This is a genomic window from Streptomyces sp. NPDC016845, assembly GCF_044332585.1.
In the GTDB taxonomy this organism is placed as follows: Bacteria; Actinomycetota; Actinomycetes; order Streptomycetales; family Streptomycetaceae; genus Streptomyces.
Map to the genome: position 1 here is coordinate 151,792 of NZ_JBIRPI010000007.1, position 17,017 is coordinate 168,808.

The 17,017-nt window shown below is 70.7% G+C and carries 14 protein-coding genes and 1 tRNA gene; 8 read left to right on the top strand and 7 right to left on the bottom strand.

Features of this window, described 5'->3' with window-relative positions; translation table 11 throughout:
- Position 1 precedes the first annotated feature (1 nt).
- Positions 2 to 1,402 (top strand): type VII secretion-associated serine protease mycosin, encoded by a 1,401-nt coding sequence (gene mycP / locus ACH4RC_RS20175; RefSeq protein ID WP_398202575.1) that lies wholly within the window; start codon positions 2 to 4, stop codon positions 1,400 to 1,402.
- Positions 1,403 to 1,522: 120 nt separating this feature from the next.
- Here mycP and ACH4RC_RS20180 read toward each other — a convergent pair whose 3' ends face one another.
- The 4 genes from ACH4RC_RS20180 to ACH4RC_RS20195 form a co-directional block, all read right to left on the bottom strand.
- Positions 1,523 to 2,119, bottom strand: a complete 597-nt coding sequence (locus ACH4RC_RS20180) for a hypothetical protein (protein ID WP_398202966.1) — start codon at positions 2,117 to 2,119, stop codon at positions 1,523 to 1,525.
- On the bottom strand, positions 2,016 to 2,570 hold the full coding sequence (locus ACH4RC_RS20185; protein WP_398202578.1) for a hypothetical protein: 555 nt from the start codon (positions 2,568 to 2,570) through the stop codon (positions 2,016 to 2,018). The genes ACH4RC_RS20180 and ACH4RC_RS20185 overlap by 104 nt, the downstream gene beginning before the upstream one ends.
- Positions 2,571 to 2,820: 250 nt before the next feature.
- A complete protein-coding gene (locus ACH4RC_RS20190) occupies positions 2,821 to 3,321 on the bottom strand; it encodes a DinB family protein (protein ID WP_398202581.1) in 501 nt (166 codons plus the stop codon).
- Positions 3,322 to 3,527: 206 nt separating this feature from the next.
- Positions 3,528 to 3,599, bottom strand: a tRNA-Cys gene (locus tag ACH4RC_RS20195).
- Positions 3,600 to 3,810: 211 nt separating this feature from the next.
- Between ACH4RC_RS20195 and ACH4RC_RS20200 the strand changes: the two genes are divergently transcribed.
- The 4 genes from ACH4RC_RS20200 to ACH4RC_RS20215 all read left to right on the top strand — a co-directional run bounded on the left by ACH4RC_RS20200 (position 3,811) and on the right by ACH4RC_RS20215 (position 9,367).
- On the top strand, positions 3,811 to 5,277 hold the full coding sequence (locus ACH4RC_RS20200) for an MFS transporter (RefSeq protein ID WP_398202583.1): 1,467 nt from the start codon (positions 3,811 to 3,813) through the stop codon (positions 5,275 to 5,277).
- Between the two features lie 196 nt (positions 5,278 to 5,473).
- A complete protein-coding gene (locus ACH4RC_RS20205; protein ID WP_398202935.1) occupies positions 5,474 to 7,273 on the top strand; it encodes a DEAD/DEAH box helicase in 1,800 nt (599 codons plus the stop codon).
- Positions 7,274 to 7,577: 304 nt separating this feature from the next.
- Positions 7,578 to 8,219: an IclR family transcriptional regulator gene (locus tag ACH4RC_RS20210; protein ID WP_398202586.1), complete on the top strand. Its 642-nt coding sequence runs from the start codon at positions 7,578 to 7,580 to the stop codon at positions 8,217 to 8,219.
- Positions 8,220 to 8,566: 347 nt separating this feature from the next.
- Positions 8,567 to 9,367, top strand: a complete 801-nt coding sequence (locus ACH4RC_RS20215; protein ID WP_398202589.1) for a S16 family serine protease — start codon at positions 8,567 to 8,569, stop codon at positions 9,365 to 9,367.
- Positions 9,368 to 9,393: 26 nt separating this feature from the next.
- Here ACH4RC_RS20215 and ACH4RC_RS20220 read toward each other — a convergent pair whose 3' ends face one another.
- A complete protein-coding gene (locus ACH4RC_RS20220; protein WP_398202938.1) occupies positions 9,394 to 9,867 on the bottom strand; it encodes an Lrp/AsnC family transcriptional regulator in 474 nt (157 codons plus the stop codon).
- 135 nt (positions 9,868 to 10,002) lie between these two features.
- Here ACH4RC_RS20220 and hppD point away from each other — a divergent pair, with 135 nt between their 5' ends.
- On the top strand, positions 10,003 to 11,160 hold the full coding sequence (gene hppD / locus ACH4RC_RS20225) for a 4-hydroxyphenylpyruvate dioxygenase (protein WP_398202590.1): 1,158 nt from the start codon (positions 10,003 to 10,005) through the stop codon (positions 11,158 to 11,160).
- Positions 11,161 to 11,408: 248 nt separating this feature from the next.
- On the opposite strand, the gene ACH4RC_RS20230 is transcribed toward hppD, so the two are convergent.
- A complete protein-coding gene (locus tag ACH4RC_RS20230; protein WP_398202592.1) occupies positions 11,409 to 12,842 on the bottom strand; it encodes a tetratricopeptide repeat protein in 1,434 nt (477 codons plus the stop codon).
- Between the two features lie 108 nt (positions 12,843 to 12,950).
- On the opposite strand from ACH4RC_RS20230, the gene ACH4RC_RS20235 reads away from it, so the two are divergent.
- Positions 12,951 to 14,321, top strand: coding sequence for an FAD-binding oxidoreductase (locus ACH4RC_RS20235; RefSeq protein ID WP_398202594.1), 1,371 nt, complete (start codon positions 12,951 to 12,953; stop codon positions 14,319 to 14,321).
- A gap of 17 nt (positions 14,322 to 14,338) precedes the next feature.
- Here ACH4RC_RS20235 and ACH4RC_RS20240 read toward each other — a convergent pair whose 3' ends face one another.
- Entirely contained in the window at positions 14,339 to 14,818 is a 480-nt protein-coding gene (locus ACH4RC_RS20240; protein ID WP_398202596.1) for an SsgA family sporulation/cell division regulator, read from the bottom strand.
- Between the two features lie 224 nt (positions 14,819 to 15,042).
- On the opposite strand from ACH4RC_RS20240, the gene ACH4RC_RS20245 reads away from it, so the two are divergent.
- The gene (locus tag ACH4RC_RS20245) at positions 15,043 to 16,980 is read left to right on the top strand and encodes an RDD family protein (RefSeq protein ID WP_398202598.1); all 1,938 of its coding nucleotides are present in this window, start codon (positions 15,043 to 15,045) and stop codon (positions 16,978 to 16,980) included.
- Positions 16,981 to 17,017: the final 37 nt, after the last annotated feature.

The window sequence follows — 17,017 nt, forward strand, 5'->3', positions numbered from 1 at the left end:
CATGACCGCCACCAGTCCCCGTCGTGCGCGCCGCGGCGCAGTCGTCTCGGCCTTTCTCGGCTTGTTGGTGGCGGGCACTGCCGCGGCACCGGCACTGGCCGCGTCGACGCGCTCCGAGCAGTGGTTCCTCGACGTCATGCGTGCCGAGAGCATGTGGAGGACGAGCAGGGGCGAGGGGGTCACCGTAGCCGTCATCGACACAGGCGTGGATGCGCAGAATCCGGATCTCAAGGGCCGCGTCCTGCCGGGGAAGGACCTCGCCGAAGGGGTGTCGGGTGACGCGCACACCGACTACGACAGCCATGGAACAGGCATGGCGGGCCTGATCGCCGGAACCGGCGCCTACGGAGGCGGAAAGGGGGCCTACGGGCTCGCCCCCGGAGCCAGGATCCTGCCGATCCGCCTCCCAGACGGGGCAAAGGCGAACAACGGCGCGGCTGCGGACGCCGAATTCATCAAAGCCACGTCGACCGGCATCCGGTACGCGGCGGACCACGGTGCCAAGGTCATCAACGTCTCCCAGGGCGTCGAGGACGCGTCACCGCTGTTGGCGGATGCGGTCGAGTACGCCCTCGGCAAGGGCTCTCTCGTCTTCGCCGCTGTCGGCAACACCGGTGACAAGGACAACGCGGTGCAGTACCCCGCCGGGACTCCGGGCGCGGTGGGGGTGGGCGCGGTGGGCAAGGACCTGCGCAAGACCCCGGAATCGCAGCACGGCCCGCAGGTGGACCTGGCGGCGCCGGGCGACAAGATGGTGCACGCTTGCGGTGGCGGGACCGGACTCTGCGAGACGCACGGCAGCAGTGACGCCACCGCCCTGGCCTCGGCGAGCGCGGCCCTGATCTGGTCCAAACATCCGAACTGGACGAACAACCAGGTCCTGCGAGTCATGCTCAACACGATCGGCGGCCCCACGGACGGTGCCGAGCGCAACGACGGCATCGGCTACGGAATTGTCCGCCCCCGCATCGCCCTGACCACCCCGGGCAACCCCGGCCCGGCGGGCAAGTTCCCGATGTCGGACTATCCGGTGGCGGCCAAGACACCGTCCGTCGAAGCCTCGAAGGGCGCCGGCGCCCAGGCCTCGGACAATGACCAGGGCGCTAGGAGCGCCGCGAAGCCGGACAACAGCAACACCGGGCTGTGGATCGGCGTGGGTGCCGCCATCGCCGTGGTGATCGGCGCCGCAGTCGCCTTCGGTGTGGCCCGGCGACGCCACCGCGACGACCAGAAGCTTCCGTCGCCAGGCGCTCCGCTGCAGCAGCCTTACCCCGGAGCAAGCCAGCCCAGCACCCCGTACGGTGCACAACAGCCGTACAGCAACCAGCACTACATTGGTCAGCAGCCCTATGGCTCGGCGACGCCGAACAATAACCCTGACAACCCCTACCGCGGTTCCTGACCTGGACCGCAGAACGAAAGGCGCCTGTGCCCGTCGGCACCGCCGACTTCGGCCGACGCCGAGCGAGACTGGTCGGCTCGCAGAGTCCCCGATGTCATTGTCGTCTGCCTGCTGACCCCGCTATATCCCCGGAGAGGTGCAACGGGCCTTGTGGTGGGCAAACTTGGCGACGTTCTTCGCGAGAACGATCAGGTCGGTGCGTGACTTGGCGGGGCTGGCGCTGCCTTTCACCTTGAGGTCGACGGCCACGCTGATATTGGTGACTGGCTTCGTAGTGCACGGCATGTAAATCGCTGCAAGTCTGCCAGACGCGAATGCCTTCGTACCTGCTTCGAAGGGGGTTGTGCCTTGAGCGTGGGTAACGGTTCCTTTCACCCACGTCGCCCAGCTCGTTCCAGAGTCGTCTTCGAGCATCTCTGTCTTCGCTACCAGCAACTGATCGCTGTCTCCATCGACGAAACACCTTGATGTGAAGTCGGCGGCGCGGCTCTCGGTCAGCGGACTGACGTTGTCCTCGAACGAGTACGAGTCCCTGTCGGGCAGGACCTCCTTGAGAGCAGTAAGGCTTTGTGAAGAATTACCGAGAGACGGACAAAGATCTGCGGCGTCGATTTCACCCTTTTCTTTGAAGGGTGGAAGGCCTGCGGCATAGGCGGCCCCCACTAGTAGGGCCACCACCACAACGGCTCCGCACATAAGAAGTGTTTTGCGGCGCATTTTCCCCGACCCTCAGCCTTCCGAGTCCAGTTGGCGTGGGATGCCCTCGCCGTCCATATAGTCGTGAACCTTCTTTCCGGAGCTGCTTCGTGACCTGCATGTGGTTCGAGATGTGGGCGCAGGCATCCAGGAGGGACTTCAGCTGCGCTCCCCATCGGTCCGCCACGTGCTGCAGGCCGGACCCCAGTGAGAAGCCCTGGCCCAAGAGGTCGCCAGCGGCTTTGCTACTGCTGGAGTCGGCGACTCGGGCCTTGTTCCACAAGTCGTCGTAGAGGGTCTTCGCGTGACTGCCGATCTTGGTCAGGTCGGCGTCCTCGACCTTGAGGTCACCCGTCTTGCCGGGGAGCGGCGGGGCGGCGCTCCCTCCGCCGTCAACCTGGTTCAGTCTCATCTGGGTTGACTGCCGCTCCGCGGCGTCCGTCTTGAGCTGCTCCCATTCGTCCCATGCCATGGGTGAGTTCCTTCCCCCGTGTGTCCCCGTGCGTCCGGTTGCTTTCGCGACTTCCCAATGCGGTAGCTCCGGTCAAGTTAGCAATCCGACTGTCAAGATCACCGGCTGAGGTGGCGGCCTCACAGGTATGAGCTGCGTCAGATTCCGGACGGAAGCGCGGGTTTCATGGTGAGTGGAATGTGGGTGCGTGGGGTTGGCGCAGCCGGAGGTGGGTTGACGGTGTCCGGGTAGGTCGAGTGGTTCGGGTGGGTCAGCGTGGGGCCAGGCCAGTGCTGCCGTCCAGGAGTTCTCGGGCTGTGTCCAGGTGGCCGAGGTGACGGGCTGTTTCTTCGATCATGTGCAGGACGATCCAGCGCAGATCCGTGACGTCGTCATCGACGTCCTCACCGTGGTGGCCCAAGGGGCGTGCGTCCAGCGGAGTTGCGGCGAGGACGGCGTCGGACAATTCGCACTGCGAGCGGTAGAAGGCCATCACCTCCGCGGGGGCCGCGGTGGCGAGATCGTAGGGGCGGGGCCGGGGCGACGCCTTGCCCAGGGCCACTTCCTGGAACCAGTGGTGTTCGGCGTCGCCGATGTGTTGCACGAGGCCCAGCGGTGTCCAGCCCGACGGTAGGACCGGTGTGCGCAGTTGTAGTTCCGTGAGGCCGTTGAGGATCGCTGGTACGCCGGCTCGTTGAGCGTTGAGGAAGTGGCGTAGGGCATCTGTTTCGCGAGACATGTAGAAGGGACTTCTGGTGTGGCCCGAAGTCATCGGCTGTGGGGCGGCCTAGGTGCCCGATGGTGCGAGACGTACGGTGATGTCGAGTTTGCCGTTGTGAGGAAGGACATCAGGGTGGTGTCCTTCGTTGTCGGCGGGGGCGTCGTTCTGGTCGGCGGTGGGAGACGACGCCGAAGGGGTGTTCCGCCAGTGCGGAACACCCCTTTGTAAACGTGCAGCCCAGCGCCGTTGGGCTGCCGAGGCCGTGACCGGAATCGAACCGGTGTGCTTCGCTTTGCAGGCGAATCCCTAAACCACTCGGGCACACGGCCAGGTTGAGTCGGTGTTGCTGTTCGACTGGTACGACCGTAGGGGTGCCGGGGAGGGCGTTCAAGGCTTCGCCGCGGGCTGCAACGGGACTGCCATGTGGCGTTCATGATTCGGGTGGCGGGGCGAGGATCCGTGGTCGTACGACCAAGGGACCAAAGGATGCCCGTCCCTGGACAGGGGTCAGGGTGAGGGACGGAACTTACTCTGAGGCGTATGGCCGCTCTTGAGGACGACGTCGCCGTCGTTGCACCGGATCTTGCCGATCTCGCCCAGGTCGAAGGCGTGCTCGGGCGTACTTATCGCGCCTTGAGCGTCGGGATCGTCACCGTGGTGCTGCTCATCGCCTTTGAGGCGACGGCGGTGGGGACCGCCATGCCCGTCGCCGCGCGGGAGTTGGACGGGGTGGCGTTGTACGCCTTCGCGTTCTCCGGGTACTTCACCACCAGCCTCTTCGGGATGGTGCTCGCCGGGCAGTGGGCCGATCGGCGCGGGCCGCTCGGGCCGTTGGCGGTGGGGATCGGGGCGTTCGCGGTGGGGCTCGTGATCGCCGGGGCCGCCGGGAGCATGTGGTTGTTCGTCGGCGGGCGGGCCGTGCAGGGGCTCGGCGGCGGGCTGGTCATCGTCGCGCTGTACGTCGTTGTCAGCCGGGCCTATCCGGAGCGGTTGCGGCCCGCGATCATGGCCGCGTTCGCCGCCGGGTGGATCGTGCCGTCGATCGTCGGGCCGCTGGCAGCCGGGGCCGTCACCGAGCATCTCGGGTGGCGGTGGGTGTTCCTGGGGATTCCGGTGCTTGTGGTGCTGCCGCTCGGGCTTGCGCTGCCGCAGATACGGCGGCGGGCCGGCGGGGCGGCCCCCGGTGCCGGGGGCGGGGCCTTCGACCGGCGGCGGATCCGGCTCGCGTTCGGGATCTCGGTCGGGGCCGGGTTGTTGCAGTACGCCGCCCAGGACCTGCGGCCGCTTGCGCTGGTGCCCGGCGCCGTCGGGGCCGCGCTCCTCGTACCGTCCGTGCTCGGGCTGCTGCCGCGCGGTACGTATCGGGCCGTGCGCGGGTTGCCGTCGGTGGTGCTGTTGCGCGGGGTCGCGGCCGGGGCGTTCATCGCGGCGGAGTCGTTCGTGCCGCTGATGCTCGTGACCCAGCGGGGGCTGTCGCCGACCCTCGCCGGGTTCTCGCTCGCGGCCGGCGGGGCGACGTGGGCGCTGGGGTCGTGGGTCCAGGCACGTTCCCGGTTCGAGCCGTACCGGGAGCAGCTCGTCGCCGGGGGCATGGTGCTCGTCGCCGCGGCGATCGCTGCCGCGCCGAGCGTGCTGATCGCGGCCGTGCCGGTGTGGGTCGTCGCCGTCGCGTGGGGGTTCGGGTGCCTCGGAATGGGGCTCGTCATCTCCTCGACGAGTGTGCTGCTGCTCCAGCTTTCCGCGCCCGAGGAGGCCGGATCGAACTCCGCGGCGCTGCAGATCTCGGACGGTCTGGCCAATGTGGTGCTGCTGGCGGCGGGCGGCGCCGCGTTCGCCGCGCTGGGCGGGGGAGCGGTGGGGCAGGGGCACGAGGTGGCGGAGGGCGCCGGCGGCTCGCATCCGGCGGCCTTCGTCGCCGTCTTTCTGCCGATGGCGGGGGTCGCGCTGGTGGGGGCCTGGGTGGGTACGCGGCTGCGCGAGCGCCCGGCGGGGGCGGGGGGCTCGTAGCTCGGGGTGGTGCGCCCGCTGCGGTCCGTACGCGCCGCTCGCCCGGCCCACTGTGACCCGTGTCCCACCCGGACCCCGCCCGGCCTCGTCCGTCGGTCGAGGTGACTTGCGCCCCGGTAGGGTGGCCCGGTTGTCATACGTAGCCGCCGTGTACGCACGCCAGCCGTGCCGTCGAATCTCGAGTAATTCGGAGACCGTGACTACCACCGCCGCCACCAACTCCGCGTCCCACCACCTGTCGCCCGCCTTCCCCGGCCGCGCCCCCTGGGGCACCGCCAACAAGCTGCGCGCGTGGCAGCAGGGGGCGATGGACAGGTACATCCAGGAGCAGCCGCGCGACTTCCTCGCCGTCGCCACCCCGGGGGCCGGCAAGACGACCTTCGCGCTGACGCTCGCGTCGTGGCTGCTGCACCACCACGTCGTGCAGCAGGTGACCGTCGTCGCGCCGACCGAGCACCTGAAGAAGCAGTGGGCGGAGGCGGCGGCGCGCATAGGGATCAAGCTGGATCCGGAGTACAGCGCGGGGCCGCTCAGCAAGGAGTACCAGGGCGTCGCCGTGACGTACGCGGGTGTCGGCGTGCGGCCCATGCTGCACCGCAATCGCAGCGAACAGCGCAAGACGCTCGTCATTCTCGACGAGATTCACCACGCCGGTGACAGCAAATCGTGGGGCGAGGCGTGCCTGGAGGCGTTCGAGCCGGCCACGCGGCGGCTCGCGCTCACCGGTACGCCGTTCCGGTCCGACACCAACCCCATTCCCTTCGTGCAGTACGAGGAAGGGAACGACGGTATTCGGCGGTCCTCCGCCGATTACACGTACGGGTATGGGAGTGCGCTCGGAGACGGTGTCGTCAGGCCCGTTATCTTTCTTTCCTACAGCGGCAATATGCGGTGGCGCACCAAAGCCGGGGACGAGATCGCCGCCCGGCTCGGTGAGCCCATGACCAAGGATGCCGTCAGCCAGGCGTGGCGCACCGCCCTCGATCCGCGCGGTGAGTGGATGCCGAGTGTGCTGCGCGCCGCCGACGCCCGGCTCACCGAGGTCAGGAAGGGTATTCCGGACGCCGGTGCCCTCGTCATCGCCTCCGATCAGGAGTCGGCGCGGGCGTACGCGAAACTCATCCGGGATATCACCGGCAGCAAAGCGACCCTGGTGCTTTCCGATGACACCGGGGCCTCGAAGCGCATTGACGACTTCGCCGCCAGTGATGACCGGTGGATGGTCGCCGTGCGCATGGTGTCCGAAGGTGTCGACGTGCCTCGGCTCGCCGTCGGGGTGTATGCCACGACTATTTCCACCCCTTTGTTCTTCGCGCAGGCCGTCGGGCGTTTCGTGCGGTCCCGGCGGCGCGGTGAGACCGCTTCTGTCTTTCTTCCCACCGTTCCCGACCTGCTCGGCTTCGCCAACGAGATGGAGGTCGAGCGCGACCACGTACTCGACAAGCCGAAGAAGGACGGGGAGGAGGACCCCTACGCCGAATCCGAGAAGGAGATGGAGGAGGCGAACAAGGAGCAGGACGAGGACACCGGGGAGCAGGAGCAGTTCTCTTTCGAGGCCTTGGAGTCCGAGGCCGTGTTCGACCGGGTTCTTTATGACGGGGCCGAGTTCGGTATGCAGGCCCATCCCGGGAGTGAGGAGGAGCAGGACTACCTCGGGATTCCCGGGCTGCTCGAACCCGATCAGGTGCAGTTGCTGTTGCAGAAGCGGCAGGCCCGGCAGATCGCGCACAGCCGGAAGAAGCCCGACACCGAGGCCGATCTGCTCGAACTGCCCGCCGAGCGGCGGCCCGTCGTCTCCCACAAGGAAATGATGGAGTTGCGCAAGCAGCTCAATACGCTTGTCGGTGCTTACGTTCACCAAAGCGGCAAACCGCACGGTGTCCTCCACACCGAACTGCGGCGCGTCTGCGGCGGGCCGCCGAGCGCCGAGGCCACCGCGGGACAGCTGCGGCAGCGCATCGCCAAGGTGCAGGAGTGGGCCACCCGCATGAAGTGACACGGGGACCAAGTGCGGGCAATCACCAATAACTCAGGCCCCGGACTGACCGGATTCTGGACGGAGTCTTCCGCTCAGCGGGACGACCTCGCTACATTCCCGGCAACGCACACGCCCCGTGGCAGCGCCGCCGCGGAGCGCAGCCGGTACGAACGAAGACAGTCGTCTGCAGCCGTAGAGCCGTATGCAGCATGCAGCCCAGCGCCTGATCACCGACCGGCGGCTCTCACGCGCGTCGCCCAAGGGACAGGTGGCGCAACCGCCGCGTAGGAGACCGCCGGCCCTCACCTAAGGAGTGGGCGTCGTGACCGCGGAGACCTCCCAGACGCTCGACAGAGGACTGCGCGTCCTCAAACTGCTCGCCGACACCGACCACGGGCTGACCGTGACCGAGCTTTCCAACAAGCTCGGCGTCAACCGCACCGTCGTCTACCGTCTGCTCGCCACGCTCGAGCAGCACGCCCTGGTCCGCCGCGACCTCGGCGGCCGCGCCCGGGTCGGGCTCGGGGTGCTGCGGCTCGGGCGGCAGGTCCATCCGCTGGTACGGGAAGCGGCGCTGCCCGCGCTCCGGTCGCTGGCCGAGGACATCGGGGCGACGGCGCATCTGACGCTGGTCGACGGGTCGGAGGCGCTCGCCGTCGCCGTCGTCGAGCCGACCTGGACGGACTATCACGTCGCGTACCGGACCGGGTTCCGGCATCCGCTGGACCGGGGCGCCGCGGGCCGCGCGATTCTCGCTTCGCGGCGGGGGGTGCTGCCTGAGCCCGGGTACACGCTCACGCACGGCGAGCTCGAGGCCGGGGCCAGCGGGGCGGCTGCGCCCTTGTTGGGCGTCACCGGGCTCGAGGGGTCCGTCGGGGTGGTCATGCTTGCGGATGCGGTGCCTGAGCGGGTGGGGCCTCGGGTGATGGATGCGGCTCGGGAGGTTGCGGACGCGCTCCGCTGAGGGCCGGGTCTGATCGTGCCCGGGGCTGATCGTGCCCGGGGGCTGATCGTGCCCGCGGCTGCACGGGCCCGGGGTTTGATCGTGCCCGCGGGTGAACGGGCCTGTGTCTGATCGTGCCCGGGGCTGATCGTGCCCGGGCGCCCGGGCGCCGTCCGGGTCGAGGTGGCGTGCGAGTGCCGGTGTGTCGTGGTTGCTCGCGCAGTTCCCCGCGCCCCTGGAGCATGCGGCTCCGCCGCGGCTCCATATCGGCGCACGCGGTGCGTACGGCCGGCCGCACGCGTCCCGCGCCGGGCGCACCAGCCGAACCGGGCCCGCGCAATGGACCCCGGCCGCGTTAGATTGGCCCCGTGTTCAACCGCCTCAGCCGACCCGCTGCCCTCATCCTCTGCGCGCTCCCCGTGATCGCGCTGCTCGCGGTGGCGGTGTTCGCGCCGTTGCCTTTCTCGGTGGCGCAGCCGGGGCCGACGACGAACGTGCTCGGTGACGACGACGGCAAGCCCGTCATCAAGATCACCGGCGCTCCGACCAGGAAGACCAGCGGAGCGCTCCGCGCGGTGACCATCGTGGCGACCGGGCCGGAGGCCACCGTCCACCTCGGCGACGTGCTCGACGGCTGGTTCGCCGAGAACCGGGCGATCATGCCGCGGGACTCCGTCTACCCGGAGGGCGACTCCACCAAGGAGATCGAGCAGCACAACAAGAAGGAGATGAAGGGCTCCCAGGACGCCGCCACCGAGGCCGCCTTCAACTACCTGGAGGCCGAGGGCGCGACCACGTCGGGGATCGACGTCAGCCTGCAGCTCGGGGACGTCGGCGGCCCCAGCGCCGGTCTGCTCTTCTCGCTCGGCATCATCGACCTGCTCGACGGCGACGGCAGCGGCGCCGATCTGACCGGCGGCAAGTCGATCGCGGGCACCGGCACCATCGACGACGACGGCAAGGTCGGCGCGGTCGGCGGGGTCTCGCTCAAGGTGCAGGCCGCCGACCGGGACGGCGCCACCGTCTTCCTCGTACCGAAGGCGGAGTGCGGGGACGCCAAGGCGTCGGCGCCCGACTCGATGCGGCTGATCCCGGTGTCCACCCTCAAGGGCGCGGTCGCCGCGCTGACGGACCTGCGGAAGGGCTCCGGGTCCGTCCCCGAGTGCTGAGATCCCCGGGACACCGATCGGTGGCGTCAGGGAACATCCGCCGACGCCTGTTCCACCAGCGGAATGACCCGCAGCGGTACCGGGTTCTCCATCACGATCGCCGTGGACGCCCGCACGATGCCGTCGAAGCCGACGACCAGGTCGATCACCCGTTGCAGATCGGCGTTCGAACGGGCCACGAGCCGGCACAGCATGTCCCCGCTGCCGGTCGTCGTGAGCAGCTCCAGGACCTCGGGGACGTTCGCCAGATGGGCCCTGACGTCGGCTCCCTTGCCCTGCCGGATCTGCAGCGTGGCGAACGCGGTGACCGGGTAGCCGAGCGCCGCCGGGTCCACCTGGGGGCCGAACCCGCGGATGACCCCGTTCGAGGTGAGGCGGTCGAGACGGGCCTGCACGGTGCCGCGCGCCACCCCGAGCCGGCGGGACATCTCCAGGACCCCGATCCGCGGTTCCCGCGCGAGCAGCACGATCAGCCGCCCGTCCAACTGGTCGATCGCCATGCGTGCCTCCAGCAATGAGCCGCGGATGGTCATCCTGTACAGAATCGCCCTGGAACCCGGCCTTCCACCGGGCAGATTGTGCAGCGGATACGTGAACTGTTGCGCACTCTGCGGAACAGCGGGAGCCTCCCACATATGACGCAGACCACACACTCGTCCTCCGCAGACGCTCCCGACACCGCCCGGAAGGCCGACCCCTTCCCGGTGAAGGGCATGGACGCGGTCGTCTTCGCCGTGGGCAACGCCAAGCAGGCCGCGCACTTCTACTCCACCGCCTTCGGCATGCGGCTCGTCGCCTACTCCGGACCGGAGAACGGCAGCCGCGAGACCGCCTCGTACGTCCTGAAGAACGGCTCCGCCCGTTTCGTGTTCACCTCCGTCGTCAAGGCTTCCACCGAGCGGGGCCACTTCCTGGAGGAGCACGTCGCCGCCCACGGTGACGGCGTCGTCGACCTCGCCATCGAGGTGCCGGACGCGCGCGCCGCGTACGCCTACGCGGTCGAGCACGGCGCCCGCGGGATCGAGGAGCCGTACGAGCTGAAGGACGAGCACGGCACCGTGGTGCTCGCCGCCATCGCCACGTACGGCAAGACCCGCCACACGCTCGTCGAGCGGTCCGGGTACAGCGGCCCCTACCTGCCGGGGTTCGTGTCCGCCGAGCCGATCGTCGAGCCGCCCGCCCACCGCTTCTTCCAGGCCATCGACCACTGCGTGGGCAACGTCGAGCTCGGCCGGATGAACGAGTGGGTGCAGTTCTACAACAAGGTCATGGGCTTCACGAACATGAAGGAGTTCGTGGGCGACGACATCGCGACCGAGTACAGCGCGCTGATGTCGAAGGTCGTCGCGGACGGCACGCTCAAGGTCAAGTTCCCGATCAACGAGCCCGCCGTCGCCAAGAAGAAGTCCCAGATCGACGAGTACCTGGAGTTCTACGGCGAGGCCGGCGTCCAGCACATCGCGCTCGCCACGAACGACATCGTCGCCTCCGTACGGGCCATGCGCGCGGCCGGCGTCCAGTTCCTCGACACCCCGGACTCCTACTACGACACGCTCGGCGAATGGGCGGGCGAGACGCGCGTCCCCGTCGAGACCCTGCGCGAGCTGAAGATCCTCGTCGACCGCGACGAGGACGGCTACCTCCTGCAGATCTTCACCAAGCCGGTCCAGGACAAGCCGACCGTCTTCTTCGAGATGATCGAGCGCCATGGCTCCATGGGCTTCGGCAAGGGCAACTTCAAGGCCCTCTTCGAGGCGATCGAGCGCGAGCAGGAGAAGCGCGGAAACCTGTAGGCGAACGGCCGTCCGTTGCCCGCTGTGACCCCATGGCCGGGGTGCGATCGCCGGTGCTCCGCCGTCGTGGTCGCTCGCGCAGTTCCCCGCGCCCCTGAAGCATGCGGGCGTGCGTCATGCGCGGCCCTCTGGAACGGCGCACGAAGTGCGCGTTCCAGGGGCGCGGGGAACTGCGCGACCAGCCACGACGCGACCAGCCACGACGCGCCCCGCACCCGCACCCGCACCCGCGATCGAACCCCCAAGCCTCAGCGGAGCGAAAGCGCAGCCAGGTCCACCCGAGCCCGCGGAGCATGCAGTGGCGAGAACCCGGGATTGATCCGTAGCGCCTCGTCGATGTGGCGGCGGGCCGGGGCGGTCAGGCCCAGGGCCCGCTCCACGGCGCCCCGGTGATACGAGAACAGGGCGTCACGCACCGCCCCGTCCTTCTGCCGGTCCGTGGCCCGCCGGAGCAACCCGATCGCCTCGGCGTCCCGCCCACCCCGGTGCAGCGCCCAGCCGAGCGCGTCGGCCGTACGGATCCCCGGCGCCCGGCGCCACTCCTCCCGCAACCGCTCGATCGCGGCCCGCGCATCACCGTGGTCCGCCTCGAAGCGGCCGAGGACGAGCGCGTCGTCCACCCCGTTCGCACCCCGCGCCGCCGCCCAGATCCGCAGCGTGTCGTACTGGGCGCGGGCCGGACCGGCCAGGTGCAGGGACTCGTACAACTCGCCGAGTTCGAGGGCGTACTCGGGCGAGGGCCGCTGCGCCAGCGCCTGCCGGTACACCCGCGCCGCCTCGACCGTACGACCGAGGGACGCCAGCGCGCGGGCCTGACCGGCGAGCGCGGCGGGGCAGCGGGGGTCCGCCGCGACGGCCGCGCGGAAGCGGCGCAGGGCGTCCTGCGGTTCGCCGCGTTCCCAGGCGAGTTCGCCGCCGCGGCTGAGGAGTGCGGCCCGTTCGGTGGGGGTCGCGGCGCGGGCCGCCGCGTCGCTGAGGACGGCGGCGGCGTCCTCGCGCCAGCCGCGGTCGCGATAGACGGCGGCGGTGCGCAGGGCCACGGCCGTGCCCTTGGCGAGCCTGGACAGTTCGTCGAGGCTCTTACCGGCGGCCTTGTGGTCGCCGAGGCCCTGATAGGCGTCGACCAGGACGGCACGCGCGGGCCAGCGGTCGGGCGCCAGTTCCACCGAGGCCGCGCCCCACTTACGGGCGTCGCGCCAGTCGCCCCGCGCGGCGGCGAGGGCGGCGAGGCCGTCGAGGGCGTTCACGTTCCCGCGCGGCCGGACGGAGAGCGAACTGCGCAGCGCCCGTTCGGCCTTGGGGTAGAACGCCGAGTCGGCCGTGCGCGTGCCGCGCTCGACGTAGGCGGCCCCGAGCGCCGCCCACGTCCGGTCGTTCCGCGGGTTCCCGCGGACCTGCGCCTCGCGCTCGCGGATCAGCGCGGCGAGGTCGGGCAGGGACGCGGGCGCCCCCACCGAGGCGGCGATCACCGCCCGCCCGGCCGGCCCCGGCGAGGCGGACGGGCGCGACGCGTCCTCGTGGTGCTGAGTCACCAGGAGGATCCCGCCGACGACCACGCACCCGGCGACGCCGCACGCGCGGAGCGTGCGCCGCCGGTCGGGCCGCGGGCGGCCCCTGGCCCGCGCATCCACGGAAGCCGCGTCCGCGGCGGCCGCGTCCACCACAGCCATGGAGTTCTCCATGACGCACACTGTGCGTCAATACGACGAGCACACCCGGCCGCCATCCCGGCACACGACGCACCCCGCAGACGGGTTCACACCGATGGCCCCGAGTGCCAGGCTGTGATCATGAGCCGCACCCTCATCGAACTGCTCGGCGACGGGCTGCCCGCCGAAGCGCTCGTCACCGACCCCGACATCACCGCCACGTACGCCCATGACATGGCGAGCTTCTGCGCCGCGGGCACCCCGGCCGTCGTCGTCCTGCCACGCACGGTCGAACAGGTCCAGCACGTCATGCGCACCGCCACCGAGCTACGCGTCCCCGTCGTCCCGCAGGGCGCCCGCACCGGTCTGTCGGGCGCGGCCAACGCCTCCGACGGCTGCATCGTCCTCTCGCTCGTCAAGATGGACCGCATCCTGGAGATCAACGCGGTCGACCGGATCGCCGTCGTCGAGCCGGGCGTCATCAACGCCGCCCTCTCCCGGGAGGTGGCCGCGAAGGGCCTCTGCTACCCGCCGGACCCCTCCAGCTGGGAGATGTGCACCATCGGCGGCAACATCGGCACGGCCTCCGGCGGCCTGTGCTGCGTGAAGTACGGGGTCACCGCGGAGTACGTGCTCGGGCTCGACGTCGTCCTCGCCGACGGCCGCCTCCTCTCCACCGGGCGGCGCACCGCGAAGGGCGTCGCGGGCTACGACCTCACCCGCCTCTTCGTCGGCTCCGAGGGCAGCCTCGGCATCGTCGTCCGGGCGACCCTCGCACTGAAGCCGCAGCCGCCCCGGCAGCTGGTCCTCGCGGCCGAGTTCTCCTCCGCCACCGCCGCCTGCGACGCCGTGTGCCGGATCATGGAGGGCGGCCACGTCCCGTCACTCCTCGAACTCATGGACCGTACGACCGTCAAGGCCGTCAACGCCATGGCGCACATGGGCCTGCCCGAGACCACCGAGGCGCTCCTCCTCGCCGCCTTCGACACCCTGGACCCGGCCCAGGACCTCGCCGCGGTCGGCGCGCTGTGCGAAGCCGCGGGCGCCACCCAGGTCGTGCCCGCCGAGGACGCCGCCGAGTCCGAACTGCTGCTCCAGGCCCGGCGGTTGTCGCTCACCGCCCTCGAAGCGGTCAAGGGCACGACGATGATCGACGACGTGTGTGTACCGCGCTCCAAGCTCGGCGAACTCCTCGAAGGCGTCGAGCGGATCGCCGAGAAGTACGCCCTGACCATAGGAGTCTGCGCCCACGCCGGGGACGGCAACACCCACCCCACCGTCTGCTTCGACGCGCAGGACGCCGACGAGGGGCGCCGCGCCCGCGAGTCCTTCGACGAGATCATGGCGCTCGGCCTCGACCTCGGCGGCACCATCACCGGCGAGCACGGCGTCGGCGTCCTCAAGAAGGAGTGGCTGGCGCGCGAACTCGGCCCCGTCGGCGTCGACGTACAGCGGGCCGTCAAGGCGACCTTCGACCCGCTCGGCCTCCTCAACCCCGGCAAGCTGTTCTAGAAGCCTGCCTTCGTGGCTCACCGCTCGTCGGACGGGGACGACTCGTCCGACGGCCACGGGTCGCGCAGATACAAATCGTCGGCCAAGGTCGTGGCCAGCAGCTCGGCGAGGCCGTCGTCGATCCCGAGCTGCCCCGCCTCAGAGCCCGGAGGGACCACCCGCAGCGTCCGCTCCAGCCACGCCGACACCGGCACGGTCGGCGCCTCGAGCAGCGCGTCTCCCTCCGGGGAGCTCAGCGCCATCAGGACGACGCTGCGCCCGTCCACCTTCGTCGGCCAGATCCGCACGTCCCCGTGGCCGCACGGCCGGAACACCCCCTCCACCAGCAGCTCACGGGCGAACGTCCAGTTCACGGGGTGTTCCGAACCGAGATGGAACGTGACGTGGACGGCGTACGGATCGTCTGTGCGGTAGGTGAGGCGAGCCGGTACGGAGATGCTCCGCTCGGGCGACAACACCAGTTTCAGCTCTAGTTCGCGTTCCACCACGGTGTGCATGCGCTTCCCTCCTCCTGTACGAGGCCCAGGGCGGACCCGTGCAAGGAGAGAGCGCGATGTGGCCCTGCCATTACGCGAGTTCGGCGAAGTTTTTTCGCCGTACCTTCCTTACCGCTTGTTGCCCGGAAAGTGGGGCGTACCGGCGGACCGGCGCGGGCGGGGGCGGCCGTCTGATAGATGTGGAGGCCACAACAAAACCCCCGAGCAGATACGGGACGACGGACATGAGCGCCCCAACCCCGGCCCCCGGCGACGACAGGCCCCGCGAAGGCTACTACCCCGACCCGTCCATTCCCGGATATGTCCGGTACTGGAACGGAGCCGCCTGGGTCCCCGGCACCAGCCGCCCCGCCCCGTCCGAAGGGGAGACCCTGCCGACCCCGGCGGGCGCCGCGCCCCCGCCCGCCTCCGTGGAGGAGACCGGCCCCGTCTTCCTCGACGAGGAGCCCTCGATCCGCACGGAGACGGGCCCCGAGGACGGTTCGGCCCCCGAACCCGCGTCCGCGTGGGCCGCCGACACGACCCACCAGTCGGGCTTCGGCGGCGACCAGGACCGCCGGGTCTCGTGGGGGTCCGAGCCCAGCCCCTTGCCGGGCAGTGGTACGCCGGGCGCGGAAAGCGCCCCGTCAGGGCGGGGCGACGCCGGCTCCGCCGCCCCGGCGGGTTTCGGCGCCGCGCCTGGTCCGTTCGAGGCGGGCGCCCAGCAGGTCGCCGGTGGTTCTGGTGCCCCGGGTGGCTCGGCCGGACACAGCGGTTCGGGTGTCCCCGTGGGTTCGGGAGTGCTCGGCGGTTCGGGTGTCCCCGTGGGTTCGGGAGGGCTCGGCGGTTCGGGTGTCCCGGCCGGTTCGGGAGGGCCCGGTGGTTCGGGTGTCCCCGTGGGTTCGGGAGGGCTCGGCGGTTCGGGTGCCCCCGTGGGTTCGGGAGGGCCCGGCGGTTCGGGAAGTCCCGGTGCCTCGGCGGGACCCGGTGGTTCTGGTGCGCCTGGCGGCTCGCCCGGCCCGAGCGCTTCTCCCGACTCGGGCGCCTCGGCCGATTCGGCCGCTTCCGGTACTCCGGCCGGTCCGGGCGCTCCCGGCGGCCCCGACACCCCGGCCGCCCCGAACAGCAGCCCCGCCGACCGAGCCGCCGCGTCCAACGCGCCCGCCCGCTCCGAGGGCACCGTCACCATCCGCGCCGTGCGCCCCGGCGCCGCGTCCGCGTCGGCCCCGCGCACCGACGGCACCATGACGATCCGCCCGGTACCGCAGCAGAGCTCGCCGCAGCAGCAGAGCTCGCCGCCGCCCCAGCAGGGCCCAGTACAGGCACCGGCCGCGAAGAACCGGACCGCCCGGCCCGCCGGCACCACCCCCGCCGACCCCCGCGCCGCCACACCGGGACAGGCACAGGCACCGGCGGCCACCCCGAACAACCCGGGCTACGGCTACCCGCGGCAAGCCCAGTCGGCGCCCGCCCCGAACCCTCCCGGCTACGGATACCCGCAGCAAGCCCAGCCCGCCCCCGCGCAGGCCCGCCCCGGCTACGGCTACCCCCAGCCGGATTCCCCCGTCACCCAGGGCCCCGGCGGCGGCTCCGCGTCGTGGGCGCAGCAGGTGCATCAGCTGGCGGAGCCGGACGGTCCTGTGACCCCGTTCAAGCCGGTCGCCAGCGACCCCTTCCTCGCCGCCGCGCAGGCACAGGCGTCGGCGCGCCCGGCGGGCCTGGGCAAGCGGTTCGTGGCGCGGCTGATCGACACGCTCGTCCTGTGCGCGATCACCGCGGCCGCCGCCGTGCCGCTCGGCATCCGCGCCGCGGACCACATCAACGGCAAGATCGACGCGGCGAAGGCCTCGGGCCGCCAGGTCACGGTCTGGCTGCTCGACGGGACGACCGCGACCTACCTGGGCATCGTCCTCGCCGTACTGCTCGTCGTCGGCGTCCTCTATGAGGCGCTGCCGACCGCCAAGTGGGGCCGCACGCTCGGCAAGAAGCTCATGGGGCTGAACGTGCGGGAGATCGAGGGCGCCGACTCCCCACCGTTCGGCAGGGCTCTGCTGCGCTGGTTCGTGTACGTCGTGCCGTGCCTCCTCGGCATCGGGCTCCTCGGCGTTCTGTGGGGCCTGATCGACCGTCCGTGGCGCCAGTGCCTGCACGACAAGGCGGCCCGTACGTTCGTCGCGCGCTAGCGGCCCGACCGGACCACCGGCCCACCGGCCCGACCGG